At 61.4% G+C, this 22,755-nt stretch carries 31 protein-coding genes and 3 pseudogenes; 16 read left to right on the top strand and 18 right to left on the bottom strand.

From position 1 onward, the window contains the following. Positions 1 to 127 precede the first annotated feature (127 nt). Together EWH12_RS18955 and EWH12_RS18950 are read right to left on the bottom strand one after the other, a co-directional pair. Positions 128 to 772, bottom strand: a pseudogene (locus EWH12_RS18955) (family 43 glycosylhydrolase); the annotation flags it as partial. Positions 773 to 895: 123 nt separating this feature from the next. Beyond that, positions 896 to 1,974, bottom strand: a pseudogene (locus EWH12_RS18950) (glycoside hydrolase family 43 protein). 167 nt (positions 1,975 to 2,141) lie between these two features. Between EWH12_RS18950 and EWH12_RS18945 the strand changes: the two are divergent. Next, complete coding sequence (locus EWH12_RS18945; RefSeq protein WP_129927499.1) at positions 2,142 to 2,471, top strand: hypothetical protein; 330 nt, start codon at positions 2,142 to 2,144, stop codon at positions 2,469 to 2,471. A gap of 71 nt (positions 2,472 to 2,542) precedes the next feature. Here EWH12_RS18945 and rutA read toward each other — a convergent pair whose 3' ends face one another. The 6 genes from rutA to EWH12_RS18915 form a co-directional block, all read right to left on the bottom strand. Further along, complete coding sequence (gene rutA / locus EWH12_RS18940; protein ID WP_129927498.1) at positions 2,543 to 3,610, bottom strand: pyrimidine utilization protein A; 1,068 nt, start codon at positions 3,608 to 3,610, stop codon at positions 2,543 to 2,545. A 5-nt stretch (positions 3,611 to 3,615) separates the two neighbouring features. Further along, entirely contained in the window at positions 3,616 to 4,398 is a 783-nt protein-coding gene (gene rutD / locus EWH12_RS18935) for a pyrimidine utilization protein D (RefSeq protein WP_129927497.1), read from the bottom strand. Continuing rightward, the gene (gene rutC, locus EWH12_RS18930) at positions 4,391 to 4,774 is read right to left on the bottom strand and encodes a pyrimidine utilization protein C (protein ID WP_129927496.1); all 384 of its coding nucleotides are present in this window, start codon (positions 4,772 to 4,774) and stop codon (positions 4,391 to 4,393) included. Before rutC ends, rutD begins: the two co-directional genes overlap by 8 nt. Then, positions 4,774 to 5,508, bottom strand: coding sequence for an isochorismatase family protein (locus EWH12_RS18925; RefSeq protein ID WP_207212442.1), 735 nt, complete (start codon positions 5,506 to 5,508; stop codon positions 4,774 to 4,776). The genes rutC and EWH12_RS18925 overlap by 1 nt, the downstream gene beginning before the upstream one ends. Before the next feature lie 135 nt (positions 5,509 to 5,643). Further along, positions 5,644 to 6,099 carry a DoxX family protein gene (locus EWH12_RS18920; RefSeq protein ID WP_129927494.1) on the bottom strand — a complete coding sequence of 152 codons (456 nt, stop codon included), beginning with the start codon at positions 6,097 to 6,099 and terminating at the stop codon, positions 5,644 to 5,646. Between the two features lie 27 nt (positions 6,100 to 6,126). Beyond that, a complete protein-coding gene (locus EWH12_RS18915; RefSeq protein WP_066608588.1) occupies positions 6,127 to 6,396 on the bottom strand; it encodes a BufA1 family periplasmic bufferin-type metallophore in 270 nt (89 codons plus the stop codon). Positions 6,397 to 6,637: 241 nt separating this feature from the next. Between EWH12_RS18915 and EWH12_RS18910 the strand changes: the two genes are divergently transcribed. The 6 genes from EWH12_RS18910 (at position 6,638) to EWH12_RS18885 (ending at position 10,469) form a co-directional block, all read left to right on the top strand. Beyond that, on the top strand, positions 6,638 to 7,174 hold the full coding sequence (locus EWH12_RS18910) for a sigma-70 family RNA polymerase sigma factor (protein WP_066608586.1): 537 nt from the start codon (positions 6,638 to 6,640) through the stop codon (positions 7,172 to 7,174). Then, positions 7,174 to 7,815: a DUF1109 domain-containing protein gene (locus EWH12_RS18905; RefSeq protein ID WP_129927501.1), complete on the top strand. Its 642-nt coding sequence runs from the start codon at positions 7,174 to 7,176 to the stop codon at positions 7,813 to 7,815. The genes EWH12_RS18910 and EWH12_RS18905 overlap by 1 nt, the downstream gene beginning before the upstream one ends. A 75-nt stretch (positions 7,816 to 7,890) precedes the next feature. Then, positions 7,891 to 8,163 carry a BufA2 family periplasmic bufferin-type metallophore gene (bufA2, locus tag EWH12_RS18900; RefSeq protein WP_066608582.1) on the top strand — a complete coding sequence of 91 codons (273 nt, stop codon included), beginning with the start codon at positions 7,891 to 7,893 and terminating at the stop codon, positions 8,161 to 8,163. Between the two features lie 90 nt (positions 8,164 to 8,253). Continuing rightward, positions 8,254 to 9,096 (top strand): MNIO family bufferin maturase, encoded by an 843-nt coding sequence (gene bufB / locus EWH12_RS18895; protein WP_129927493.1) that lies wholly within the window; start codon positions 8,254 to 8,256, stop codon positions 9,094 to 9,096. Next, positions 9,093 to 9,557 carry an HvfC/BufC N-terminal domain-containing protein gene (locus tag EWH12_RS18890; protein WP_129927492.1) on the top strand — a complete coding sequence of 155 codons (465 nt, stop codon included), beginning with the start codon at positions 9,093 to 9,095 and terminating at the stop codon, positions 9,555 to 9,557. Before bufB ends, EWH12_RS18890 begins: the two co-directional genes overlap by 4 nt. Positions 9,558 to 9,584: 27 nt before the next feature. Next, entirely contained in the window at positions 9,585 to 10,469 is an 885-nt protein-coding gene (locus EWH12_RS18885) for a DMT family transporter (protein ID WP_129927491.1), read from the top strand. A gap of 4 nt (positions 10,470 to 10,473) precedes the next feature. Here EWH12_RS18885 and EWH12_RS18880 read toward each other — a convergent pair whose 3' ends face one another. After that, entirely contained in the window at positions 10,474 to 11,067 is a 594-nt protein-coding gene (locus EWH12_RS18880) for a TetR/AcrR family transcriptional regulator (protein ID WP_129927490.1), read from the bottom strand. A gap of 83 nt (positions 11,068 to 11,150) precedes the next feature. Here EWH12_RS18880 and EWH12_RS18875 point away from each other — a divergent pair, with 83 nt between their 5' ends. From EWH12_RS18875 to EWH12_RS22930, 5 genes are all read left to right on the top strand, one after another. After that, positions 11,151 to 12,203: an aldo/keto reductase gene (locus EWH12_RS18875; protein ID WP_129927489.1), complete on the top strand. Its 1,053-nt coding sequence runs from the start codon at positions 11,151 to 11,153 to the stop codon at positions 12,201 to 12,203. Positions 12,204 to 12,205: 2 nt separating this feature from the next. After that, positions 12,206 to 13,051 carry an NAD-dependent epimerase/dehydratase family protein gene (locus EWH12_RS18870; RefSeq protein WP_129927488.1) on the top strand — a complete coding sequence of 282 codons (846 nt, stop codon included), beginning with the start codon at positions 12,206 to 12,208 and terminating at the stop codon, positions 13,049 to 13,051. A 3-nt stretch (positions 13,052 to 13,054) separates the two neighbouring features. Beyond that, positions 13,055 to 13,498, top strand: coding sequence for an acyl-CoA thioesterase (locus tag EWH12_RS18865; protein ID WP_066608285.1), 444 nt, complete (start codon positions 13,055 to 13,057; stop codon positions 13,496 to 13,498). Positions 13,499 to 13,724: 226 nt separating this feature from the next. Next, positions 13,725 to 13,973, top strand: coding sequence for a transposase (locus EWH12_RS18860; RefSeq protein ID WP_129927487.1), 249 nt, complete (start codon positions 13,725 to 13,727; stop codon positions 13,971 to 13,973). Between the two features lie 306 nt (positions 13,974 to 14,279). Then, a complete protein-coding gene (locus EWH12_RS22930; protein WP_277986036.1) occupies positions 14,280 to 14,405 on the top strand; it encodes a hypothetical protein in 126 nt (41 codons plus the stop codon). Between the two features lie 183 nt (positions 14,406 to 14,588). On the opposite strand, the gene EWH12_RS18855 is transcribed toward EWH12_RS22930, so the two are convergent. Further along, the gene (locus tag EWH12_RS18855) at positions 14,589 to 15,053 is read right to left on the bottom strand and encodes an Lrp/AsnC family transcriptional regulator (RefSeq protein WP_129927486.1); all 465 of its coding nucleotides are present in this window, start codon (positions 15,051 to 15,053) and stop codon (positions 14,589 to 14,591) included. Between the two features lie 119 nt (positions 15,054 to 15,172). On the opposite strand from EWH12_RS18855, the gene alr reads away from it, so the two are divergent. Genes alr through EWH12_RS18840 form a run of 3 tightly spaced genes read left to right on the top strand, consistent with a single transcriptional unit; the run spans position 15,173 to position 17,917 of the window. Beyond that, entirely contained in the window at positions 15,173 to 16,303 is a 1,131-nt protein-coding gene (alr, locus tag EWH12_RS18850; RefSeq protein WP_129927485.1) for an alanine racemase, read from the top strand. After that, positions 16,300 to 17,556 carry a D-amino acid dehydrogenase gene (locus tag EWH12_RS18845; RefSeq protein ID WP_066608276.1) on the top strand — a complete coding sequence of 419 codons (1,257 nt, stop codon included), beginning with the start codon at positions 16,300 to 16,302 and terminating at the stop codon, positions 17,554 to 17,556. Before alr ends, EWH12_RS18845 begins: the two co-directional genes overlap by 4 nt. Before the next feature lie 16 nt (positions 17,557 to 17,572). After that, entirely contained in the window at positions 17,573 to 17,917 is a 345-nt protein-coding gene (locus EWH12_RS18840; protein WP_066608275.1) for a RidA family protein, read from the top strand. 173 nt (positions 17,918 to 18,090) lie between these two features. Here EWH12_RS18840 and EWH12_RS18835 read toward each other — a convergent pair whose 3' ends face one another. The 6 genes from EWH12_RS18835 to EWH12_RS18815 form a co-directional block, all read right to left on the bottom strand. Continuing rightward, the gene (locus EWH12_RS18835) at positions 18,091 to 18,786 is read right to left on the bottom strand and encodes a spermidine synthase family protein (RefSeq protein WP_242496124.1); all 696 of its coding nucleotides are present in this window, start codon (positions 18,784 to 18,786) and stop codon (positions 18,091 to 18,093) included. 32 nt (positions 18,787 to 18,818) lie between these two features. Continuing rightward, positions 18,819 to 19,028: a hypothetical protein gene (locus EWH12_RS18830; protein WP_082679199.1), complete on the bottom strand. Its 210-nt coding sequence runs from the start codon at positions 19,026 to 19,028 to the stop codon at positions 18,819 to 18,821. A 59-nt stretch (positions 19,029 to 19,087) separates the two neighbouring features. Further along, entirely contained in the window at positions 19,088 to 19,228 is a 141-nt protein-coding gene (locus EWH12_RS22360; RefSeq protein ID WP_165363663.1) for a hypothetical protein, read from the bottom strand. Positions 19,229 to 19,358: 130 nt separating this feature from the next. Then, complete coding sequence (locus tag EWH12_RS18825; RefSeq protein ID WP_066608265.1) at positions 19,359 to 19,688, bottom strand: DUF6481 family protein; 330 nt, start codon at positions 19,686 to 19,688, stop codon at positions 19,359 to 19,361. 74 nt (positions 19,689 to 19,762) lie between these two features. Beyond that, entirely contained in the window at positions 19,763 to 19,969 is a 207-nt protein-coding gene (locus tag EWH12_RS18820) for a cold-shock protein (protein ID WP_129927484.1), read from the bottom strand. Positions 19,970 to 20,835: 866 nt separating this feature from the next. Continuing rightward, complete coding sequence (locus tag EWH12_RS18815; RefSeq protein WP_129927483.1) at positions 20,836 to 21,264, bottom strand: MarR family winged helix-turn-helix transcriptional regulator; 429 nt, start codon at positions 21,262 to 21,264, stop codon at positions 20,836 to 20,838. A gap of 84 nt (positions 21,265 to 21,348) precedes the next feature. Here EWH12_RS18815 and EWH12_RS18810 point away from each other — a divergent pair, with 84 nt between their 5' ends. After that, positions 21,349 to 22,185, top strand: a complete 837-nt coding sequence (locus EWH12_RS18810) for a p-hydroxycinnamoyl CoA hydratase/lyase (RefSeq protein ID WP_066608258.1) — start codon at positions 21,349 to 21,351, stop codon at positions 22,183 to 22,185. A 59-nt stretch (positions 22,186 to 22,244) separates the two neighbouring features. On the opposite strand, the gene EWH12_RS18805 is transcribed toward EWH12_RS18810, so the two are convergent. Beyond that, positions 22,245 to 22,616, bottom strand: coding sequence for a PilZ domain-containing protein (locus tag EWH12_RS18805; protein ID WP_129927482.1), 372 nt, complete (start codon positions 22,614 to 22,616; stop codon positions 22,245 to 22,247). 35 nt (positions 22,617 to 22,651) lie between these two features. Next, positions 22,652 to 22,755: pseudogene (locus EWH12_RS18800) on the bottom strand (IS5/IS1182 family transposase); the annotation flags it as partial.

Here is a 22,755-nt window from a genome sequence, read left to right as displayed (position 1 = left end):
AAGGGCCATCGGCTGCTGGTGTGGCGCCTACGGGCTTCGGGCTACGCCCTCCGCCCTTCGTCGCCACACCAGCAGCCGATTCTCATCTTGATTGTCGCTGCGTTCTCATCCTGTTTGTCGCCGCGCACTTCGACCCATTGGCGTCATATATGCCATCGACATTGCGTTGGAGTTGCCCGCCCCAGATGCCGCCGAAATAGACATAGCTCTGCCCGTCATCGTCGGTGAAGACGGCCGGGTCGATCGAATAGCTGCCCTTGATTGGCTGGGGCTGCGCCTTGAATGGACCCATCGGGTTCTTCGACGTCGCCACGCCGATGCGGAAAGCGCCCTCCTTATCCTTGGCCGGGAAGTAGAGATAATAGGTGCCATTCTTGTATGCGGCATCGGGCGCCCACATCTGCTTGTCGGCCCAGGGCACATCTTTGACGTCCAGGGCTACCGGTCCGACCGTTACCGGCCCACCGATCTTGTCCATCGACAGGATGCGATAGTCGCGCATCTCGAAATGCGCGCCCAGATCGTCTTCGGGCGTCGGGCCGTCGATATCATGGCTGGGATAGACGTAGATCTTGTCGTTCCACACATGCGCGGACGGGTCGGCGGTATATATGTCTTTCACCAAGGGTTGAGACAGATAGTCGGAAGCGTCGCCGCCGCTGTCGCTGGATTCCTGCACCTTGTTTTCCGGCTGCGCCGATGGCTGGCACGCGGTTGCGAGCAAGGTCGTGGCAAGCGCGAGCGGCGCCAGTTTTCGCAATGGCATGAGCATGGCTGTCCTCTCCGATTGTGCGACATTCATTTATCAGATCGAAAGATAGCGCTATCATAAATCGCGCGCAATCCCTGTCATGCAACGTGTCGATAGCGGCGGTGCGGATCATGGCGTCGCTCGTCAACGGGCCGGACTATAGTGATAGAGGCCGATGACCGTGCCCACGAAGCCACCTGCCTTCTTCGTACTGAGCAGCGTGGCGTCGATATCGTCCTTAAGCGTCTTCGTGCTGCCGCCCACCCCATAGTCGAAGCCGATCGTCCCGCCGGTCACGCGGATGGTCAGGGTTACAGGGCCGCTGGCGACGACAGGCGCGCAGGCGACCAACCCGTCGGTATCGGCGGCGTCGCGGGTGTAGAGGGCGACCACTGGCTTGCCCGCGATCCGGGTGAGCCCGAAGAACAGGTTGCTGTGGTCGCTCTGCACGGCGGCGGGGCCGGCGCGGTCGCCCTCTCTGTCCGGCGTGTAGCGTAGCGTCGTGGAGAAGGTGGCGTTGCTATGCTGTTGCCGCCGCCCGATGAAGGCGGGAACGCCGTTCAGATCGCCAAGGCGCGCGCCGCTGTCCAGCGCCAGCGCGCCGCCCGCGAGATGATAGAAGGGCTTTTGCGGCGTACGGATGCCGATCCATTCCATCGGCAGCTTAGTGCCGTCAAATTCCTCGACATAGGCGAAGTCGCCGCTGCTGGGTACAGTGGGTTTGGGCTGGACGGGTCGATCCCTTCGAACGGCAACCAGATCGGGTCGGACCAGGGACCGGCCGGGTCTTTGGCGGTGATGACGAAATTGCCCTTACAGTCGACGCAGGTGTTGACGATGTAGAAGAGGCCGTCGTGATAGCTGATATGCGGCGCGAACACGGCTTGAGAGATGCGGCGGCCTTTGAAATCCAACTGTTCCGGCCGGTCAATCGCGTTGGCGATCTGGGTCCAGTTGACCAGATCCCTCGACCGGAAGATCGGCAGGCCCGGATAATGGGCGAAGGACGAATTGACGAGATAATAGTCGTCGCCCACGCGCGTAACCGACGGGTCGGGATAATAGCCGGTCAGGATCGGGTTGCGATATTCGCCGGGCTTGACCATGATCTTCTCGGCCCACTTCCCCGCATAGGTAAAGCGTTCGAACAGCGCCGGCGCGGTTTGGGCCGGCGCGGTTTGGGCCGGTGCTGCGAACAGCGAGATAGACAGTATCGCGGGCATAAGCGCAGACAGGCGCAGGGTCCGGTGGAACATGATCAATCTCTCCTTCAATCGCCGCGCTTTGGTGCGCCATGCTTGTAGTTAGCGCTAACATAAACTGGGATGAAATGCCGAACGGATAGCCGGATTCTACCCCGCGGTTCGAAACCGGCGGTGTGGAAGTCCAGATGGTGCATGGCGATACGTCCGCCGTTCCGAAAGGACGCGCGGCAGCGGGGCGAGGAGCGGTCAAGGCTCTCGCCGCCGTCTGCCTCCAACTTGGCGGAAAGGGCTGCGGCATCGTCAGCAGGGGGCCCCGATCGGTGATCGTGCGCAGCAGATTGGGACAGAGCGCGGCCATCGGCAGACAGTCCGCGCCATCCCGCGATAACAATATCAGCGCGCCGATGCCGCTCGTCGATCTGCCTATCGTGCGCGCAATACTGCAATATCATCATGCGCGATCGGCGGACATCGGTTTCGTCAGCAACTGCGTAACGCCATCGCCGACGGCATAGGTGGAAGGATCATCGTCACCAAAGGACGGTCCGTCCAATCCCTATCTTTCCCAATATCGGTCAAGCCGCTTTCATGGCATTGCGGGACGGCTCTTCATCAGCGGTTGGATGCGGGTGCCGAATGCTTCCACCCCTTCGAGAAAATCGTCAAAGGTCAGCAGCACGCCCCCGGTATTCGGCACTTGCGCCATCTTGTCGAGCATATGCGCCACGCTTTCGTAGCTGCCGACCAGTGTACCCATGTTGATGTTGACCGCTCCTTCGGGCGCCGCGAGTTGGCGCACGTTTGTGTCGCTGTTCACAGTGTCCTTGGCGCCCTGATCAGCCAGCCAGGCGATAGCGTCGACATCGACGCCGTCATTGTAGCTTTGCCATTTAGCCATGGCTTCTTCATCGGTTTCGGCGGCGATCACCATAACCAGCACGAAGACTGAAACGTCGCGACCCGTCTCTGCGGTGAAGTGGGCCAAGCGATCGTTGTTGAAGGCGAAAGCGGTCGGCGTATTGACGCCCTTGCCAAGGCAGAAGGCATAATCCGCCCACTTGGCCGAGAAGGCGAGTCCCGCATCGGACGAACCTGCGCAGATGATCTTCATGTCCGCTTGCGGTTGGGGGCGGACGAGACAGTCGTCCATCTGATAATATTGGCCGTTGAAGTCGGAGCGGCCGGTTTTCCACAATTCGCGCAATATGCGTGCATATTCATCGAGCACGTCGTAGCGGTTGCGAAAATGCTCGTCGCCCGGCCACAGGCCCATTTGTGTATATTCGGGCGGTTGCCACCCGGTAATCAGATTAAGCCCGAACCGGCCATGGCTGATGCTGTCGATGGTGTTGCACATGCGTGCGGCGAAGGCGGGCGGAATGATCAGCGTGGGGCAGGTGGCGAAGATCTTGATCTTTTCCGTCACCGCCGCAAGCCCGGCCATCAGGGTGAAGCTTTCGAGCCCATATTCCCAAAACTGCGTCTTGCCGCCGAAGCCGCGCAATTTAATCATCGAGAGCAGGAAATCCATCCCATATTTCTCGGCGCGCTGGGCGATCTCCTTGTTGAGATCAAAGCTCGGCATATATTGCGGAGCGTTCTCGCTGATCAGCCAGCCATTATTGTTGATGGGAATGAAAACGCCGACCTGCATGGATTTCAACTCCTGAGAAATTCGAGAGCGATGCGGTTAAAATGGCCGGGATCGGTCACGTTGCAGGCATGACCGCCCCATTCGAACGTGGCGACAGCCGCGTGGGCGACCGGCTCCGCGAGATCGAGGGCGGTGGCGAAAGGCACGAGAAAGTCGTCGCGGGTGGCAATGACGAGCAACTGTTCAAACGCCGCCAGCGCCGCCGGATCGGGCGCATAGGCCTGGACGGCGGCAATGCGCTTGGCGGTCGTCTCGACGCCGGGAAATGCTGCGATATGGTAGTCTAGGTCTGCCGTCAGTTCGTCGTCATGGGCGGCGATCCAGTCTGGCGGATACAGGAAAAGCGGCTGCGCTTCCAGAAAGGCTTGCTCGCCTGCGCCATGCAGCAGCGCGAGGCGTGCGTCGAAACAGCGCCGCGTATGCGGCGAAAGCGACCGCCAGCCGTTGATGACGACCAGTCGGTCGATCCGTTCCGTGCAGATGGCGGTTTGGATGCCGATGGCCCCGCCCAGCGCATGGCCGATGCAATGCGCGCGCGCGATGCGGAGAGCATCCATCAGCAGGATCACGTCGCCAGCCATGTCCTCGACCGATGTGGTGTCGGGAAGGATGCGGTCGCTGCGGCCGGTGCCGCGATGATCGTAAGCGATGACGTGGAAATGTTCTGCCAAGGCCGCCAGGTTGGGCGTCCAATAGCGCGCCGAGCCACCCAGTCCGCTGGACAGGATCAGAGCGGGCGCATTCGCGCTCCCGTGTGTTTCATAGTAAAGCCCTGCCGCCTCAGCCAAGATGCGCGACCGAGGCGATCTCGACCAGGCAGTCGGGTTTCACCAGTTCGCATTTGACACAGTAGCGCGCGGGTTTGTCACCCGGAAAATATGTGGCGTAGACCGTGTTGAAGGCGGCATAGTCATCTAGGTTTTTGAGGAAAATGTGATTCATGGCGATATCCGCCATGCTACCGCCGGCCGCCTCGATCGTGGTCTTGATGACTTCCAGCACATGGCGCGTCTGCGCGGCGGCATCGCCGATATGCAGCACCGTGCCGCCTTCTCCCAATGCCAGCACGCCTGAAACATAGACCGTATTGCCCGCCTTCGCCCCGGGGGAATAGGGCGCGATGGGCGTGGGGAACTGAGGCGGGTTGATCGGTTCGAAAGGCATCAGGACTCCTTTGGCGGAAGTTGGCCGACGGCGGTGCGGAAATCGGCGACGCTGCTCACCCAGCCGAAGAATGTCTCGACATTGTAGAGGCTGGCCTGGCGGACGAAGTCCGGCCCTAGATGATGCACCGCATCTTCCAGCAGCACGCCGAAATATTCGAGATGAAAGCCGTCGCGCAGCGTCGATTCGACGCAGACATTGGTGGCGATGCCGGCAAAGATCAGCGTGCGGATGCCGCGTGCCCGCAGCACGGAATCGAGCTGCGAATTGAAGAATGCCGAATAGCGCGGTTTGTGCACGCGAAGGTCGCCTTCCTGTACCGGAAGCGTATCGACAAGCTCATAGTCCCAGCCGCCGCGGGCAAGGAACTTCCCGGCAAGCGTGGGCCGCGCGCGCATGGTCTTGAGCGCATTGGATTTATGCCAATTGGGAGAGAGCGGCGTGCCGGCCTCGACATAGGCTGAATCCCAGCCGTTCTGCAGGAATATCACCGGTATGCCCGCCAAGCGCGCCGCGTCGACGACGTCGACGACCTTCGGAATGACGCCCGCCGCGGGACCGACATCGAAACCGGCCTCGTCCACATAGCCGCCCTGGCTGGCATAGGCGTTCTGCATATCGACGACGATGACCGCCGTTGTCGCGGCATCGAGCCGGATCGCTTCGGGTCGCGCCGACAGCACCGCCGAAGGGCCGGGACGCGAGGGGGCGGGATCTATGATGGCATCGTTCACCGACGCAGGATTGAGCAGGTGCGGCAAATCGTCAAGCGGGGTTTGACCTGTTCGCTCGACGCTGTGGCGCCTGGCGCGCAGAAGCCGACCTTCCGCGCGCCAGGCGCCACCTATGATCGGGAGTTTCGGACTCCGCTATTTCTGCTGCCGGCGTTCAATGCCCATCAGCCGGTCCAGAGACCATTCGCCCCCGCCCCGCGCGAATAGGAAGAGCTGCAATCCCGCCCAGACAAGATGAGTCGGCCAGGCGTCGGGATAGACGAATATCTCGATCACCAGGGTCATGCCCAGCAATGCGGCCGCGGCTGGTCGGGTGAACAAGCCCAGAACCAGCAAGATCGGGAAGACATGCTCCGAATAGGTCGCCACATGCGCCGCGACGTTCGGAGGAATGAGCGGCAAGGCATATTCGGTCTGGAACAGCTCGTAGGTGGAGGGCGTGATGGTCTGCAGACCCTCCACCTTGGTCCGGCCCGACAGGAAGAAGGTGGCGGCGATGCCCAGACGCGCGATCAGCAGCAGCAGATTGTCGGGGATCAGCATGGTCAGCCGATCGCAGGCTTCAGCATAATGGCGCGCAAAGGATATCATCGCTCTTCTCCGCAGGATCAGGAAGGATCACGCCTTGGGTGTCAGCGACCCGAAGCCCTTGGGCGTCTTGATCTTGGTGCAGGTGCCGGCCTTCACCAGTTTCCAGGCGTCGCCCTGATAGGCTATCCGCGACGTGCCGGCGCAACTGGTGCCCGCGCCCGCCTTGCAGTCATTCTTGCCGGCCTGTGACACGCCATAGCATTTTTCCATGGGCTTGGTCGGCTCTGCGGCATGGGCGGCGCCGGTCGTGATCGCGATGGCGAGGGCGGCGGCCAATATGGCCGGGGTCGATGACATGATATTTCTCCGTCGAAAAAGCGGGATGGCCTCACATGCGACAGAGCCGTTTGCGGCGGCTCCGTCGCACGGCAACCCTGGGAGGCCAAGCGGGCCGGGTTACGGAAGCTTCTTCGCGGCGGAACGGAAAGACGTTACAGATGGCGCAACAGATGGCGCAGAAAATGGTCGCGCAGCATTTTTCCGCCGCATCGCTGTAACCATTGGGCCTCTAGCCACGAATGGTTGTTCGGGAGTGCGTATGCGGGCGAGCGAAGAACAGCTCAGGATATGGATGATCGGCGGTCTTGATGGAGACGCCGATGCCTATACCGCCTTGCTCGGCGCGCTCGTCCCGTTGCTGCGATCCTTCTTCGGACGCCGCCTGCGCGGCGCCGCCGATGATGTCGAGGATCTGGTGCAGGAAACATTGATGGCCATTCACGCCCGTCGCGGGACATATGACCGGACCCGGCCCTTTGTCGCCTGGGTCTATGCGGTCGCGCGCTACAAGATGATCGACCAGTTCCGCCGGACCCGGCCCATGGTGCAGATCGAGGGACTGGAAGAGATATTGGTCGCGGAAGGATTCGAGGATGCCTGCGCCGCGCGCATGGATCTCGATCGGTTGCTGGGCGGCCTGTCGCCCAAGCAGGCGAAGGCGATCCGCGATACGAAGGTCGATGGGCTGAGCGTGATGGAGGCCGCGCAGGCGGCCGGCCTGAGCGAAGCCGACGTCAAGGTTTCCGTCCATCGGGGCTTGAAAACGCTGGCCGCGCGGTTGAGGGGACAGGGGTGATGCAGACCGAAGACCTTATCCGCGCGCTGGCGAGCGATGCGCGCCCGGTTCCGCGCCATGCGGTGGAATGCAGGGTCGGGATTGGCCTGGCCAGCGGCGGCATCGTCACGCTGGCGGCGATCGCCGCGGCGCTGGGGTTCCGGCCCGATCTGGGGGTCGCGATGCAGGCTTTCCCGTTCTGGATGAAATGGGCCTACACGCTCTCGCTGGGGATCGGCGCGATCGCCGCGACGCTGCATCTGGCCCGGCCGGATGCGGCGCGCGCGCCTTGGCTCTGGCTGCTGGCGCTGCCGTTCGGCCTTTTGCTGGCCGCCGCCGTGAGCGAACTGATCCGAACCCCGGTTGATGGCTGGCAGCGTCTCTGGCTGGGCCATAGCTGGACGCGATGTTCGATGCTGGTGGCAAGCTTGTCCGTGCCGCTGTTCGTCGGCCTGCTCTGGGCCTTTCGTCGCCTGGCCCCAACCCGGTTGCGTCTGGCGGGGGCGATGGCGGGGCTGGCGTCCGGCGCCTGTTCGGCAACGCTCTATGGCCTGCATTGCCCGGAAGCGTCCGCCACCTTCGTCCTCACCTGGTACACGCTGGGGATGGTTCTGGCGACGCTGAGTGGTGCGCTGATCGGGCCGCGTTTCCTGCGTTGGTAGATAATGTGTAACCATCGCGGACGTTGCCCCGAAGAACCCTGTGCCATCCCGGCAATATTCTTCGGAGATTATCTCATGACCAGCATCAAGTCCGGCGTCAGCATCGCCACCACCGCTGCGCTGCTCGCCATCGCCGGCATCTCGGCCGCCGCTCCGGCCTTTGCGGCCGATGCCGCCAAGACCACCCATTGCTATGGCGTCAATAGCTGCAAGGGCACGTCGGACTGCAAGACCGCCAAGAATGACTGCAAGGGCTTGAACAGCTGCAAGGGGCAGGGCTTCAAGGAGATGTCGGCTGAAAAATGCACCGCCGCCGGCGGCAGCCTGACCGAGCCCGCGGCTCAATAATATCGGCCTTCGCGCACGCCCCCATCGCGTGCGCGATATCGAGGCCCGGCTTACCCCCGGCCGGGCCTCCCCCTTTCCCGGAGCGTGCCGATGACCGCCACCCCCATCGCCTCCTTTGACCGCTTCGGCCTTGGCCTGCGCACGCCGCACTATCAGGATTTCCTGACGAGCACGGCGCCGGTCGATTTCGTGGAGGTCATATCCGAGAATTTCATGATCGATGGCGGGCGTCCCCGTCATATCCTCGATCAGATTCGCGAACGGCATCCGGTGGCCTTGCATGGCGTGTCGATGTCGATCGGATCGGCCGACGGGCTGGATCGCGCCTATCTGGCACGCCTGAAAACATTGGTCGACCATGTCGATCCGCTATTCGTGTCCGACCATCTGTGCTGGACCCGGATCGCGGGGTTCAACGCGCACGACCTCCTGCCGCTTCCCTATACCGAGGAAGCGCTCGATCTGGTTTGCGCCAACATTCTGCAAGCACAGGACGTGCTGGAACGGCCGATGCTGATCGAAAACCCCTCCACATACCTGCAATTCACCGCCGACAGCATGACCGAATGGCAATTTCTGAACGCGATGTGCGCGCGCACCGGCTGCGCTCTGTTGCTGGACGTGAACAATATCTATGTCAGCGCGATCAATCATGGCTTCGATCCCATGACCTATCTCGATGGCGTGCCGGCCGACCGCGTGCGCCAGATTCATCTGGCCGGACACAGCCAAGGCCGCGATTGCCTCATCGACACGCATGACCAGCCCGTGCCGCCGCCGGTCTGGGCGCTCTACGCCGAAGCCTGCCGCCGGGTCGGGCCGGTCGCGACCATGATCGAACGGGACGACGACATTCCCCCGCTTGCCGACTTGCTGGCCGAACTCGACATGGCCCGCGCGATCGCGACGATGGACCGGAGGCGGGCGGCATGAGCCTCGCCGCGATGCAGCGCGATTTCGCCGGATGGCTGACCGACCGGCCCGGATCGATGGCGGCCTGGGTGGATGGCGCGGCGCAAGCCGGGCTGGATGTCTATCATAATGCCTACCATATGCGGTTGGCCGATTGCCTGCATGAGATGTTCGAAAAAACGGCGCTCTGGCTGGGCGACGAGGCGTTCATGACCGCCGCGCGCGCGCATATCGACGGTAGGCCGCCCCATGGCTGGACGCTGGGCGTCTATGGTGACGGGTTCGACCGGACGCTGGCGCGGCTCTATCCCGACGATCGCGAAGTGGAAAGCTGGTCGAAAAGCTGGATGACCGCGCCGACAGGGCGAATTGCAGGTGGAGCGGATGAAATGCTACTCAACACCATCGCCGAAAGGATATTGGGCTTGCCGCAGGATCACCGGCCGGACAAAGGTGTCGCCTTCAACGACATTCCACGCTGACTGTCGCATCATTGTCATGGAGTATGCATGCCGCTACGGGACTTCCTGATTTTCCTAGCGATTTGCATAGCCTGGGCGTTGAATACGATCGTCAGCAAGCTGGTCGTCAGCGACATGGCCGTGCCGCCGCTTTTCTATGCGGCGGCGCGGACATTGGTGGTTGGGGCGTTGCTATATCGCTATCTGTTCCCAGTGCCTGCACAAATATGGCGGGTGTGCGTCGTCACGTTGTGCGTCGGCGGCGGGGGCTTTGCGCTGATGTTCATCGGATTGCAGACCGCCACGCCATCGTCAGCCGCTGTGGTCGTTCTGTCGCAAACGCCGCTGACGATCCTCTTTGCGGTACTGCTGTTGGGCGAAAAGGTAGGGATAAGGCGCTTTATCGGTATGTTGCTGACCCTGGCCGGGGTGCTGGTCGTGCTGTTTGATCCCGTGGGTCTGCACGGCTCCATCGGCCTCATATTTGTGGGGCTTTGCGCGTTGGCGGGGTCGCTTGGCTCGGTCATGCTGAAGCAATTGCCGACGGAACCGATCCGCCTCCAGGCATGGGGTGGCGTATCGAGCAGCATCATCCTGATGCCGATCAGCCTGTTGCTGGAGAACGGGCAATGGACCGCGATGGACGCTGCGGGCTGGCATTTCATCGCTGCGCTGCTCTTTTCCGCCGTAGTGGTGTCCGTCATCGCGCACACAACCTATTATGGCCTGCTCCAGCGCTATGATGCCAATATGATCGCGCCATTGACGCTGATGACGCCGATCCTGACCATTATCTTTGGTGCTTTCATCACCGGGGATCCGATTGGATGGCGCCTAATTGTCGGTGCGTTGCTCGCAGTGGGCGGCGTCTTGATCATCGCTGTCCGTCCCAGCCGCACGCTGCCCAAATGGCTAATCGTGCGCGACCTCTAGGCGGTCAGCCCCCAGCGGCCAGAGCCAATGCGACTGCGTAGCTGATCCGACGGCGGAATGTTTCGGCCGTAGGCGCTTTCCCCTGCTTGGCGCCACGGGCAGCATGGATGAGAACGCTCGCGACTTGGGCGGTAGAGACGCCCTTGCCGGCAAAGGCGATATCCCCTGCGGCTTCTGCCCGGTCCAGCATCGCCTGGATGCGCGCACGGGGGCGCGGTCCTCCATGGGTGAAGTGGTCGGGATGCGCCGCCACAAAAGCCTTGAGTTCGCCCAGATGTTCGGCGTCGCCGAACCATTCCAGCGCCACACCAAAATAGGCGTAGAGCAAGGCGCGCAAGCGTTGCGGCAAGGGCGCATCATTGGTTTCCGCCGCGACGGCGCGGCTCTCCACTTCGGCCTGGCAGCGATCGAGCATCATCGCGAAGATCGCCACCTTGCCGCTGAAATGCAGGTAGAGCGTGGCCTTGGCGACGCCCGCTTCGCGCGCAATATCGTCCATCGACGTGCGACGATAGCCGTGTCGCACGAAAAGGATGCGCGTCGCTTCAACAATCTGGTCGAGCCGCAGGATAGTGGCGGGGCGGGGCGCTGCATTCATGATGACTGAATATACAAAGACTAGACCAGATACAAGAATATGGTCTAGTTATTCCATTAACGGATTCGGTTGAGAGGAATGCCATGCGCTATATCAATCTCGGCAATACCGGGCTTAAGGTTTCCCGCCTTTGCCTTGGCTGCATGACCTATGGCGCGACGGGAGACGGGGTTGCCAGCACGGGCCATGCCTGGACGCTGGATGAGGATGCGAGCCGCCCCTTTTTCCGCGCCGCATTGGAGGCAGGGATCAATTTCTTCGATACCGCCAATGGCTATTCAGCAGGGACGTCGGAAGAATATGTCGGCCGGGCGTTGAAGGCGATGGCCCGCCGTGATGAAGTGGTGATCGCGACCAAGGCCTATATCCCCTGGCGCAATGCGCCCAATGCCGGCGGGCTGAGCCGCAAGGCCTTGTTTCAGGCGGTGGATGACAGCCTGCGCCGATTGGGCACTGACTATATCGACTTGTACCAGATTCATCGCTGGGACGACGATACACCGATCGAAGAAACGATGGAGGCGTTGCACGACATCGTAAAGGCCGGCAAGGCCCGTTATATCGGCGCATCGTCGATGTGGGCGTGGCAATTTGCCAAGGCGCAGCATGTCGCGCAGTCGCATGGGTGGACCCGGTTCGTGTCGATGCAGCCGGAGGTCAACCTGCTCTATCGCGAGGAGGAAAGGGAGATGATCCCGCTGTGCATCGACCAGGGGGTTGGCGTCATCCCCTGGAGCCCGCTTGCGCGCGGCAAGTTGACCCGCCCGTGGGAGGCCGCCACGACGCGGTCGCAAACCGACCAGTTCGCGCAACATCTTTTCGGTAAGACCGAGGAGCAGGATCGGCAGGTGGTGGACGCGGTGCTGGCACTGGCCCGAAACCGGGGAGTCGCCCCGGCCCAGGTCGCGCTCGCCTGGTTGCTGGCGAAGCCCGGCATTACCGCGCCGATCATCGGTGCATCCAGGGCGGAGCATCTGAACGACGCCATTGCGGCGTTGGATCTGGTCCTTGACGACGCGGAGATCAAAGCGCTGGAGGCTCCCTATGTCCCGCATGTCGTCGTCGGGCTGGCTTTTTCTGGCGCCTTCCGGGGGCGGCTGACGTCGCCTTCGGCTGTTGAGAAGGGAGGTAATTGACCATGCAAGTAATGGTAACAGGCAGCGCGGGGAAGATCGGTCGCGAAGCCGTGCGGGCGCTCAAGGCGGCAGGCCACAGGGTTGTTGGCCTCGACCTCAAGGGCGGAACCATCGACGGGGTTCGCACGGTCAAGGTCGATTGCGCCGACTTCGGGCAGGTGATGGGCGCTTTTTCCGGCGTCGATACCATGGCAAAGCCAGACGCGATCGTGCATCTGGCGGGCATCCCCATGCCAGGCCTCGCCAGCGACGCAGATATATTCCAGGTCAATACGCTCTCGACCTATAATGTCTTTTCCGCCTGCGCCCGTCTGGACATTCATCGCGTGATATGGGCGTCAAGCGAAACGGTGCTGGGCCTGCCCTTCACCACGCCGCCCGCCTATCTGCCGCTGGACGAAGATGCCCCCGACCTTCCCAACTGGTCTTATTCTCTGTCCAAACATCTGGGCGAGACGATGGCCGATCAATTCGTGCGCTGGCATCCAGCGATGGCGATCGCGTCGCTGCGCTTTTCCAATGTATTCGATGCAGCGGATTATGCCGCGCGCGACGCGATCGAAGCGCGGCCGGAGGCACGAAAGCTCAATCTTTGGGCCTATGTCGACGCGCGCGACTGCGGTGAGGCGTGCCGACTGGCGGTGGAGGCCCCATTGTCAGGTCATCAGCGGATGATCATCGCGGCGGCGAATTCCGTGGTGAGCGTGCCAAGCGGCGAGCTGGCTGCGCGCTATTTCCCTGGTACGCCGATTAGGGACGGATTTGACGGCAATGTCTCCTTCCTGTCCTCGGCGCGAGCAGGTGAACTGATCGGCTACCATCCAAACTACAACTGGCGGGGAAGATAAGCCATGGGCCTGAAGGATGATCCCGCGCGCCTGCTTCGCGACCGTTATCCGATGCGCTTTACCACCCGTATCCTTTATTCGGACATGGATGCTTTTCGCCATCTCAACAACGGCGCGACCGGTCGCTATCTGGAGGAAGGGCGCGCCGACCTCAACATGACGGTATTTGGGGAGGACTGCATGATCGATCCTCCCGGCGGGCTGCAACTCCTGTTCGCAACCGTCACGATCGATTTCATCAAACAGGCCCATTATCCCGGAACAGTCGAGATCGCGACCGGACTCACGCGAATTGGCGGCAGTTCCTATATCATTGCCCAGGCCGCCTTTCAGCATGACGTCTGCTTTGCGCTTGGCGAGGCCGTGATGGTAAAGGCTATCGACGGGCGCCCGAAAGCTTTGACGGATGACGAAAAGGCGCGAATGGAGGGGTTGTCGATCGGTTGACGGGTGTGGGCCAGTCCGATGTGGCGGTCACTCGCTGGAACAACGGAGCGCCGCTTCCCGGTTCCGGATTCCATTGGCCAGCGTCATGTTCCATTGTAGGCAAGTCCGGCACCGAGATCATTAGCCTAGGCAATATGGACGAATTTGTCGGTATGGAAAATTTCCAATTCCTAAAATGAATCCGTTCTGATTCATAGGCTTCCGACTATCAGGGAGGTCGGAATGGTTGTCGACACGGATGGATGAGGAAGAGTGGGAGCACGCGCTGCTGCTATTCCGGGCGTGCTTGCCGCGCCGGGGACGCAAGGCGGACGACCGGCGCTTTCTGGAGGCGCTGCATTTCTTCACAGTGGAGAATGTGCGTTGGCGGTCGCTTCCCAAGGATTACGGCCACTGGCACAGCGTGTGGACGCGGTTCGACCGGTTGAGCAAGGCCGACATGTTCGCCCCCTTTTCGACACGCTGGCTTCGATGAGTCCGTCAGCGCATCGGATGCAGATGTTCGATTCTACGACCGTGCGCGCCCCTGTGTCGGCAGCGGACGCAAAAGGGGGCAAAGTGGTCAAGCCCCCGGCCGCTCGCGCGGCGGGTTCACGACCAAAATCCACAAATAATATATCAAGGATCGCGGAAATACAGGCGACCCGCTCGGAATGCCGACCTTCATCGTTGGCGAACCGCGTTTTTACGGCATTTCGGCGAGCTTGCCCTTTGGCGGTGCGAAACGAGCCGTGATCGTCGCTCTGCGCTGGGTCTGATCGGCGCCGCCGCCTGGTCCCCGGTGGCCGCCAACCCGGCCGAAAAGATCATTGTCCGCTTCAATGATGGTGTCGCCAGCGGTGATCTGACCGCGCGCGCTGAGGTGGCCTATGGATCGAAAATCCCGGTCAGCCGGTATTTCGCGTAAAAGCCGGACGGCCAGCCAATCGAGAGCGGCCGGACCCAGGCGCGGCCCGCACGCGACTTCACGGTCAAGATCGAACCCAAATGGCTGAAACCCGGCCGGGATTATGTCATGCCGGATGCGCAGTGGGGCAACGAGTGGTACTATGTTCGAAGCTTTCAGATGACCTCACAGGTCGCCGCAACATTATTGCTTGGCGCGTCGTGGTCGCAGTGCGTCGCGCATGGCGATGCTGGAGTTGATCCGCGTCACGCCGGGCATCCGCGACAGGATTTCGCCGTGGATGCGCTCATAGGCGTCGACGCTGTCCGCCTCCACCCGCAACCAATAATCGACCGCCCCGGTCATCAGGAAACATTCGCGGATTTCGGGACATTGCCGTACCGCATGTTCGAACCGGGCGAGAAAATCGTCGGTCTGCCGGTCCAGCGTCACCTGGACCAGCACATTGACCATGGCGGTTTCGTCGCGCCCGCCAGCGACGAGCGTATAGCCGCGAATATAACCACCGGCCTCCAACTGTTTGATGCGCCGGTGGCAGGCGGACGGAGACAGGCCAACCTTTGCGGCGATGTCCGCATTGGAACGTCGGGCGTCGAGTTTCAACAAGCGCAATATGGCGCGATCGCTATTATCCAGGGTGGCGGTCATTCGTTCGAATCCAACAGAATATTCGTTACTTCATGCCAAAATGTTCGAATAATGTCCTGCATATAAAATGGATATTCGAAGAAACGTGATCTACTATGGTCTCGTCGAAAGGATATGGCATGGACGGTGGGACGGCGGCGACCCTGCGCATTGATCTGGGCGCGTTGGTGGCCAACTATGCATTGATTGCGCGTCAGGTCGCGCCCGCCAGCGTGGCCGGCGTGGTGAAGGCGGACGCTTATGGCCTGGGCGCGGTTCCGGTGTCGCATGCCCTGCTGCGGGCGGGGTGCCGCCACTTCTTCGTGGCGCATCTGTGCGAGGCGGCGGCGTTGAAGCCGCATCTGCCGGCGGATGTTCCGCTTTATGTCCTCAATGGATTGCCGCCCGGCGCCGAAGCTGCCTGTGCCGCGCTCGGTGCCGTGCCGGTGCTCAATTCGCTGGCGCAGATCGATGGCTGGGCGCACACCGCCCGGACACTGGTACGCAGGCTGCCCGGCGTTATCCAGGTCGATACCGGCATGTCGCGCCTCGGCCTGACGCCGGGCGAACTGGCGATCCTGCGCGATCAGCCGCACTTGCTGGACGGCATCGACCTGCAACTGATCATGAGCCATCTTGCCTGCGCCGATCAGCCGGACGACGCCTTCAATCGAGATCAGCGGCACAGGTTCGACGCGATCGCCGACCAGTTTCCCGGCGTACCGCGGTCGCTCGACAATTCGGGCGGGGCGATGGCGACGGGCGTGCGGCATGGCGATCTGGTCCGCGCCGGCATCGCGCTCTATGGCGGCGCGCCGCATGGCGATCCCAATCCGATGCGGGCCGTCATCGCGCTCGACGCCCATATCCTTCAACTGCGCACCGTGCCGGCGGGTGCGGGCGTCGGCTATGGCCTGACCCACCTTTGCGATCGTCCGTCGCACATCGCGACCATTTCGGTCGGTTATGCCGACGGCTGGCCCCGTCATCTCAGCGGTCGCGGCAGCGCCTATATTGGCGGCGTCCGCGCACCGATCGTCGGGCGGGTGTCGATGGATAGCATGGCGATCGACGTCACCGACATCGCCGATTATTTGCTCTATTCCGGCGCACCGGTGGAACTGATCGGGCCGCACCAGACGATCGATGCAGTCGCCGCGCAGGCGGACACGATCAGCTACGAGATATTGACCCGGCTCGGCCGCCGCTACGCGCGCAGCTACCTGCCCGCGCCGTCCGCCGCTGCTGACCAGAGGAGCGGCAAGGCATGAAGATCGTCATATTGGGTGGCGGCGTGATCGGCGTCACATCCGCCTGGTATCTGGCGCAGGCGGGGCATGAGGTGGTCGTCGTCGATCGCCAGGCCGGCGTGGCGCAGGAAACCAGCTTCGCCAATGCGGGCGAGATTTCCCCCGGTTACGCCTCGCCCTGGGCGGCGCCCGGCATCCCGGCCAAGGCGCTGCGCTGGCTGTTCATGCGCCATGCGCCGCTGATCCTGCGGCCCAATGTGGACATGGCGATGCTGCGTTGGATTGTCGCGATGCTCGGCAACTGCAACGCGCGGGATTATCGCATCAACAAGGGGCGCATGGTCCGGCTGGCGGAATATAGCCGCGACCGGCTGATCGCGCTGCGCGCGGAAACCGGCATCGCCTATGACGAACGCAGCCGAGGCACGCTCCAGCTATTTCGGGAACAAAAGCAACTCGACGGCATCGCCAAGGATATCGAGGTGCTGCGCGCCGACAACGTCCCGTTCGAAGTGCTGGACCGCGCCGGTTGCCTGGCCGCCGAACCGGGGCTGGCGGCCAGCGGGTCGCCGATCGTCGGCGGGCTGCGCCTGCCCAATGACGAAACCGGCGATTGCTTCAAATTCACCAATGCGCTGGCGGACATGGCCAGGGCGCGGGGCGTGCAATTCCTGCTGGGCCGCAATATTCAGGCGCTGGCGACGGGCGCCGGCCGCATCCGCCATGTCGTCACCGATCATGGCATGGTCAGCGGCGACGCTTATCTGGTCGCGATGGGCAGCTTCTCGCCCTTGCTGGTCGCGCCGCTCGGCCTGCGCCTGCCGGTCTATCCAGTGAAGGGCTATTCGATCACCGTGCCGATCGTGCAGCCGGACGCCGCACCGGTGTCGACCCTGCTCGACGAAAGCTACAAGGTGGCGATCACCCGGCTGGGCGACCGCATCCGCGTGGGCGGCATGGCCGAACTGTCGGGCTATACCAACGACCTGCCGCAGGCGCGCCGCGACACGCTGGACCATAGTGTCAATACGCTGTTCCCCGGCGCTGGCGACCTCTCACGCGCGACATTCTGGAGCGGACTGCGGCCGATGACGCCGGACTCGACCCCGGTGGTGGGTGCGACGACGATCGACAATCTGTTCCTCAACACCGGCCACGGCACGCTGGGCTGGACCATGGCCTGCGGATCAGGTCGGGTGATCGCCGACATCATCAGCGGGGCCAGGCCGGACATCGAAACCGCCGACCTGGCGCTCTCGCGCTACCGGCACTGAGGCAAGGAGACATAGCATGACCATCACCCGCATCGAAACCGGCCCGCGCATGAGCGAAGCGGTCATCCATGGCGACACCGTCTATCTGGCTGGCCAGGTCGGGGAAGGCGACAGCGTGACCGCCCAGACCCAGTTCGCGCTGGACGAGATCGACCGCCTGCTGGCCCTCGCCGGCAGCAGCAAGGCGCATATCTTGCGTGCGACCATCTGGCTGGCCGACATGACCGATTTCACCGAAATGAACAGCGTTTGGGACGCCTGGATCGCCGACGTCGACGCCCCGGCCCGCGCCACCGGCGAAGCCAGGCTGGCGACCGCCGACTATAAGGTCGAAATCATCATCACCGCCGCGCGCGCGTGATCGTTATGCCGGTGGATAAGTGTATGCAGGCGAAATCTTCAGCGCCGGCGTGGCACGCTGAACACCTGAACTGGCGGTGATGAATTTTGTTGATCGCATCCTGCGACGGACGCGCATTTGGAGCCGCTTCGTTGAACGTCAGCATGTCTGCCTTGATGGCTGCACCTTGATCGTCATTCGTTCCGGGTTGCAAACCAGATAATATGGGTGGCGGCTTCTCCATCGATCACGACCGGCACGTCGACCTCTTCGACATGGAAACGGGCGCGTTCAAGTCGATCGACGAAATCATCGTCTGGATAAGCCGACCATATAGCGAGTATCCCCTTTGGCCGCAGGGCCGCGTGTGCTGCGCGCAGCCCCCAATTGCAATAGAGGCGCTCATTGGCAATGTGGATCAACCCATCGGGACCATTATCGACATCCAGCAGGATCGCGTCATAGCCGACCGTCTCCTTGACGATGGCGTCATGCACGTCGCCCATTGTCAGGCACACCCTGTCGTCGGTCAAATAATCATGGAACAGGTGGGCCAGCGGTCCTTTCGCCCATTCTACGATCGCGGGGAGTAGCTCGGACACCGTAACCGCGGCGGTTGTGGGAAGGGATTTGAGCGCAGCGCCCAGCGTGAAGCCCATGCCCAACCCGCCGATGAGGATGCGGCTGTCGCTCTGTGTCAGCCGCTCGCATGTCAAGACGGCCAGCGCCTCTTCGGACTGACGGACCTGGTTGCCCATCAACTCCGTGTCGCGGAAGCGGATCGAATAATCGTCGCCCCGGCGCAACAGGCGCAATGTCCCGCCATCAGGAAGATCGGCGGTGTCGATCAGTTCAACCGGCACTGTTGCAACTTCAGCAGTTATGGCCAAAAAACATGCCCCTTTATTGGCTTCATGCGCCTTTATTGCGTGGCATATTGTCCAGGTTGAGCCTTGAACGTATCTCGCGCAAAGTTGCGCACGGCTGCTGCCGATTTGAACACTTCATCTTGTAACTGAGATGTTACGAGCGGATAACCCTGCGAATTATAACGGGTTTCGCGAACCGTGAGCCGAAAATTCCCTTCCTCATCCTTAGTGATCAAAAAGGGGCGGATTTTTTCTCGGCTCATCGGTGTTCCTTATAATATTGGGAAGCCCGCAATGGATATGTTTGCGAGCCTGCGATTGGTCAGCCCAGAACGGCCGCGACGATCTGCTTCAATTCGCAACTCGACAATGTTGCTGCGGCGGGCGTGGCGGGTCGTCTGACCGACCTGCCATAGGGCAGGCGGAAGGCCGGGCGGCTACGGGTTTCGGAAATGATATTCATATAAAATCCTCGCGGCTTGTGCCGCGTTTTGTTTGCAGGCGATGGCGTTTGACCCATCCAATGAGCGTGTCGTTGGGAGATTGTCCCCGGACTGTCGCTGATGGTGGAACTGCGCCCTGCCTATTCAAGATCAGGCCCGGTTCTTCCGGGCGAGATAGCGCGCGTCGCGCGCAGCTTTACGTTCGGCTTCGGTCAATACCGGCTTCTGGCGTGCGGCGCTTGCCGCTGCGGCTTCGAGGGCCAGCGCTTTTTTGGCGGCCTTCTCTTCTTTAGCCGCCAAAAGGGCGTTTTGACGCTTTTCGCGTGCCGCCGCTTCCTTTGCTAGACGCCGTTCGGCGCGTTCGGCCGCTGCGGCTTCATCGACCGGGGGCTTGTCGCGCAATTGTTCGAGAACCGCCGTTCGGGCGCGCGCGGCCGCAGCGATGCGCTCCTGAAACTGAGGTTCCTTATATCTTTTCATGCAGAGAAATATCCTGTTGTGTTAAATGCAGCCCGATAGGGGCCGGGCGGCCGAGCCGCCCGGCCAAGCCCTTGTCAGGCTGCCTGGAGGTTGACTGCCGACATCTTGCCGCGCTGATCCTTTTCCAGCTCGTAGGTGACGCGCTGGTCTTTATCGAGCGTGCGCAGGCCGGCGCGCTCGACGGCAGAAATATGCACGAACGCATCGTCGCCGCCCGTTTCGGGAGCGATGAACCCATAGCCCTTGTCGGCATTGAAGAATTTGACGGTTCCGGTGATCATAACGAAGTCTCCTTGTCACAGGTCTACGGGCATACGCGACAATTCGCGCATCCCGGCTTTTAGAGGCAAATATGGGGACAAAGGAGAGCCGAAGCGGCCCGATATCCGTCAAAACGCGACGTTCAGCAAAGTGGCTTTAGCACAAGTCGCTGCGATTTCAAAATCGAACCCCGCGCATGGTCGCTGCGCCCTGACAGGTGGACCTGAGGCGAAGCGCTATGGATGGGAGATATGGTCATGTAGGATCGTACGGCTTGCGACGCCTGACCTCATTTCTAGGGACCGCCGCTGCCACCTGCAACGGCGTCGTCAAAGCGGATCGTAGCTGAACAGCCACATGGACGACGGCTGATTATTCGCCTTGTCTCCGGCGCTTTGAAGAAGGCCCACCATCGTATAGCGCGTGTCGGCCTTAATAGCGCCGGAGAGTGTCAGGGGAGACAGGCGGGGAAACATAGAGCACAACGTCACGTCCCTCTTCGGTCGCCCTACTGACGGCGGTATAGCCAAGCTTGCGACCCGGCCGCCGCTCATTCGCCGGGCCGATGCCAGTCGAGCCCTTGAGCTTGGTGATGCGGCCTGCGACGCGAATCAGATTGCCATTGGGTGGTCGCTGTCGGTAAATTCGGCTTCCTTCACAAGGCCGGGATCTAACGCCACTGCCGCCTAACCCTGGCGGCCATCGGAATATTCCTGCGGATACCGAGTATCGCAACCCCTCGTATGATCGCCAATGCATGGGGATCTGGGGGCGATCCAAAAGGCCGCGAAGTTGCAGGCCGCTATCTGCACTTGATCAGTCTGCACTTGATCAGAAGGAACGGATGGCAGATAGTTTCAGGGCGGCGCCAATATTCGATTTCCTCTTATGCGGTCGAACTATCCGCCATCCAAAGAGCATTGAGCGCCGGGACGAAATGATCCCGATGCTCCTGGGGAATGCGCGCCAAGAGGTCCGTCTCAAACGCCTGGGTGATGGCCTTGGTTCGCACAAGGCGTTTCTTTCCCTCCTCAGTGAGCGTGATCGCCATCGACTTGCGATCCAGCGGCCGACGCTGGATCAGCTTTTGCGCATCCAGCCGGTTGAGCAGCGGGACCATGTTCGCACGCTGAATGTCGAGTATGCGCCCGATCTCGCTCGAGGTGATATCATCCCGTCCATCGATCAGCAGCAGAACGGATGCCTCGGACAATTTCAGATCGATCGCCTGCAATCGGGTGGAGAGATCGACCATTATGACATGGGCGGCGCGACGCAAGGCATAGCCGGGCAGATGGGAAAGCGGATCACGCATCGAATCTCCATTATGCTATTGTCAATAGCAATCATATAATGCTATTTGACATAGCAAGTTTTAGTCCATCCGGGAAGGAATGCCATGTCTGATCGTGGAGAAGAAGACACCGTCGGCTTCAAAGTCGAAAACCGCATCGCTACCGTCTGGTTCAACCGCCCTGAAAAGCGAAACTGCATGAGTCCCAAGCTCAATCGGCAAATGATGCGCATATTGGAGGAGCTGGAATTTCGGGAGGATGTCGGCGTGCTGGTGCTGACGGGCGAAGGCACGTCCTGGTCGGCCGGCATGGATCTGAAGGAATATTTCCGTGAGAATGAACATCAGGGTCTGCACGCGACGCGTAAGGCCCAGCGCGAGGCTTATGGCTGGTGGGAACGACTGCGCTGGTATCAGAAGCCGACGATCGCGATGATCAACGGTTGGTGCTTTGGCGGAGCCTATGGCCCGCTCTTCGCGTGCGATCTGGCTGTCGCGGCGGAGGACGCCCAATTCGGCTTGTCGGAAATCAACTGGGGAATCCTGCCCGGTGGCGGCGCGAGCAAGATCATCACCGAACTCACGGGGTTCCGTCGGTCGATGTACCACGCCATGATGGGGGAAAACCTGACCGGGACGCAGGCAGCGGAATGGGGTCTTGTCAACGAAGCGGTGCCGACCGATCGCCTTGAGGCGCGGGTGACGGAAATCGCAAATGTGCTGCTGGGCAAGAATGCCGAAGCTCTGCGTGGCACGAAATGGGCCATCCGCCGCGTGCGCGAGATGACCTATGATAATGCTGAAGATTATCTGGTGCGTGCGCAGGAGGCGGCCGGCTTTTTCGACAATGAAGGCCGCAAGGAAGCAACCCGACAGTTCATCGACGAGAAGTCGTTCAAGCCTGGTTTGGGCAGCTATGATCTGGATAAGTCGAAAGGTTGACCGGAACTGTTATCAAGCGGATCGGTTTATGTCGGTCCGCTTCTATGTGGCATCACGGATCAACGCGACAATCTGGCTCCATCGGCGCGGTCCTTCGAAAATTTCGCAATCAACTCCGTCAGGCTTGGAACGGTCGTCATATTATCCTGAATCACTTTCAGGGGATCGACCATCTGCATGAAGCGGACTCCGCACAGGTCATCGCGCACCCAACTGACGCGCGATGCTATGTCCAGCCCTTTGGCGCGAAGCTGTACCCGACTACCGACATTGAAGCCGCGTCCCTCTTCCAATAGGCATCCCCCCGCGGAGATATCGCCCACGATCACCATGCGGACTTCATCGCCTTCGACCAATTCGGCTTCGAAAGCCGTCACGAAACGCGGGTGCTGTCGACGGTCAAATTTGATAGGTAATTTTTCGACTGTCATCGCGACATTCCTTTAGAGCCGGATTCGGAAGTTTCTCAATTCTGACAATACCTTGCGGTTCTGCGTGTGAGCATGCGGATTGAGGCGATGAGGGCCCAAGCTGTTGATGAGGCGATGGATCGCTCCCAGTCTTTCGCGA

Origin of the sequence: Sphingobium cupriresistens (genome assembly GCF_004152865.1) — a bacterium.
Lineage (GTDB): Bacteria > Pseudomonadota > Alphaproteobacteria > Sphingomonadales > Sphingomonadaceae > Sphingobium > Sphingobium cupriresistens.
This window is presented reverse-complemented; position numbering and strand designations above follow the sequence as displayed.

Coding starts and splice junctions, on each gene's coding strand:
- EWH12_RS18945 (WP_129927499.1), top strand. CDS start 2,142: ATGGTGCATGGCGATACGTCCGCCGTTCCGAAAGGACGCGCGGCAGCG.
- rutA (WP_129927498.1), bottom strand. CDS start 3,610: ATGCAGGTCGGCGTTTTCATTCCCATCAACAATAATGGCTGGCTGATC.
- rutC (WP_129927496.1), bottom strand. CDS start 4,774: ATGCCTTTCGAACCGATCAACCCGCCTCAGTTCCCCACGCCCATCGCG.
- EWH12_RS18920 (WP_129927494.1), bottom strand. CDS start 6,099: ATGATATCCTTTGCGCGCCATTATGCTGAAGCCTGCGATCGGCTGACC.
- EWH12_RS18915 (WP_066608588.1), bottom strand. CDS start 6,396: ATGTCATCGACCCCGGCCATATTGGCCGCCGCCCTCGCCATCGCGATC.
- EWH12_RS18910 (WP_066608586.1), top strand. CDS start 6,638: ATGCGGGCGAGCGAAGAACAGCTCAGGATATGGATGATCGGCGGTCTT.
- EWH12_RS18905 (WP_129927501.1), top strand. CDS start 7,174: ATGCAGACCGAAGACCTTATCCGCGCGCTGGCGAGCGATGCGCGCCCG.
- bufA2 (WP_066608582.1), top strand. CDS start 7,891: ATGACCAGCATCAAGTCCGGCGTCAGCATCGCCACCACCGCTGCGCTG.
- bufB (WP_129927493.1), top strand. CDS start 8,254: ATGACCGCCACCCCCATCGCCTCCTTTGACCGCTTCGGCCTTGGCCTG.
- EWH12_RS18890 (WP_129927492.1), top strand. CDS start 9,093: ATGAGCCTCGCCGCGATGCAGCGCGATTTCGCCGGATGGCTGACCGAC.
- EWH12_RS18885 (WP_129927491.1), top strand. CDS start 9,585: ATGCCGCTACGGGACTTCCTGATTTTCCTAGCGATTTGCATAGCCTGG.
- EWH12_RS18880 (WP_129927490.1), bottom strand. CDS start 11,067: ATGAATGCAGCGCCCCGCCCCGCCACTATCCTGCGGCTCGACCAGATT.
- EWH12_RS18875 (WP_129927489.1), top strand. CDS start 11,151: ATGCGCTATATCAATCTCGGCAATACCGGGCTTAAGGTTTCCCGCCTT.
- EWH12_RS18870 (WP_129927488.1), top strand. CDS start 12,206: ATGCAAGTAATGGTAACAGGCAGCGCGGGGAAGATCGGTCGCGAAGCC.
- EWH12_RS18865 (WP_066608285.1), top strand. CDS start 13,055: ATGGGCCTGAAGGATGATCCCGCGCGCCTGCTTCGCGACCGTTATCCG.
- EWH12_RS18855 (WP_129927486.1), bottom strand. CDS start 15,053: ATGACCGCCACCCTGGATAATAGCGATCGCGCCATATTGCGCTTGTTG.
- alr (WP_129927485.1), top strand. CDS start 15,173: ATGGACGGTGGGACGGCGGCGACCCTGCGCATTGATCTGGGCGCGTTG.
- EWH12_RS18845 (WP_066608276.1), top strand. CDS start 16,300: ATGAAGATCGTCATATTGGGTGGCGGCGTGATCGGCGTCACATCCGCC.
- EWH12_RS18840 (WP_066608275.1), top strand. CDS start 17,573: ATGACCATCACCCGCATCGAAACCGGCCCGCGCATGAGCGAAGCGGTC.
- EWH12_RS18830 (WP_082679199.1), bottom strand. CDS start 19,028: ATGAGCCGAGAAAAAATCCGCCCCTTTTTGATCACTAAGGATGAGGAA.
- EWH12_RS22360 (WP_165363663.1), bottom strand. CDS start 19,228: ATGAATATCATTTCCGAAACCCGTAGCCGCCCGGCCTTCCGCCTGCCC.
- EWH12_RS18825 (WP_066608265.1), bottom strand. CDS start 19,688: ATGAAAAGATATAAGGAACCTCAGTTTCAGGAGCGCATCGCTGCGGCC.
- EWH12_RS18820 (WP_129927484.1), bottom strand. CDS start 19,969: ATGATCACCGGAACCGTCAAATTCTTCAATGCCGACAAGGGCTATGGG.
- EWH12_RS18815 (WP_129927483.1), bottom strand. CDS start 21,264: ATGCGTGATCCGCTTTCCCATCTGCCCGGCTATGCCTTGCGTCGCGCC.
- EWH12_RS18810 (WP_066608258.1), top strand. CDS start 21,349: ATGTCTGATCGTGGAGAAGAAGACACCGTCGGCTTCAAAGTCGAAAAC.
- EWH12_RS18805 (WP_129927482.1), bottom strand. CDS start 22,616: ATGACAGTCGAAAAATTACCTATCAAATTTGACCGTCGACAGCACCCG.